Origin of the sequence: Sulfuricurvum sp. RIFCSPLOWO2_12_FULL_43_24 (genome assembly GCF_001829605.1) — a bacterium.
Classification (GTDB): domain Bacteria; phylum Campylobacterota; class Campylobacteria; order Campylobacterales; family Sulfurimonadaceae; genus Sulfuricurvum.
In genome coordinates, this window is record NZ_MIBT01000041.1 from 1 (window position 1) to 767 (window position 767).

General features: G+C 48.5%; 2 pseudogenes. One reads left to right on the top strand and one right to left on the bottom strand.

From position 1 onward, the window contains the following. A pseudogene (locus tag A3G19_RS04000) lies at positions 1-439 on the top strand (MFS transporter); the annotation flags it as partial. 111 nt (positions 440-550) lie between these two features. Here the strand turns inward: A3G19_RS04000 and A3G19_RS04005 are convergent. Beyond that, positions 551-767 (bottom strand): annotated as a pseudogene (locus tag A3G19_RS04005) (thiazole synthase); the annotation flags it as partial.

A 767-nucleotide genomic window follows, 5' to 3' on the forward strand; every position in this document is an offset into this window, starting at 1 on the left:
TATCGGGCTGTCAATCGGTGATTTGGCGAGCGGATATCTCTCTCAACAGATGCAAAGTCGTAAGAAAGCTTATACTATTTTTATGGTTCTCTCCGTGGCAAGCGTTCTCTATTATTTCACTCTATCGGGTGCAACAGCACTTTCATTTTATATAGCCGTATTTTTGTTGGGTGTATTCTGCGGTTATTGGGCGCTCTTTATCACGATGGCAGCGGAGCAGTTCGGAACTAATATCCGAGCTACCGTGGCAACAACGGTTCCCAATTTCGTACGCGGTTCGGTAGTTCCGATTACGTCGAGTTTTATGCTTTTAAAAGAGAGTATGGGGGTTCTGGGTTCAGCGGCAGTGGTGGGATCGGTTGTATTTACGATCGCTTTGGTCGCGCTCTATTTTACCCGCGAGACGTTTCATGAGGATTTGGACTACATCGAAGCATAAAAAACTTCCGTTCGTGGTGAGCGCAAGGAAACATCGCTTTGCGAGCGCTTCGCTTGTTTTGTCGAACCATGAACGGGAGAACCCTTCGACAGGCTCAGGGCGAACGGAATGCTAAAACTGAATCATCCCATCAACCGGAGATGAAGCAGTCGCATACGGACGTTTCGGGATACGTCCCGCTAAGTAACTTAACCGTCCCGCAATCACCGCATTTTTCATCGCTTCCGCCATTAGCATCGGATTTTGTGCTTGGGCAATCGCTGTGTTGGTCAATACCCCATCTGCTCCAAGTTCCATTGCTAACGCCGCATCACTGGCACATCCGATC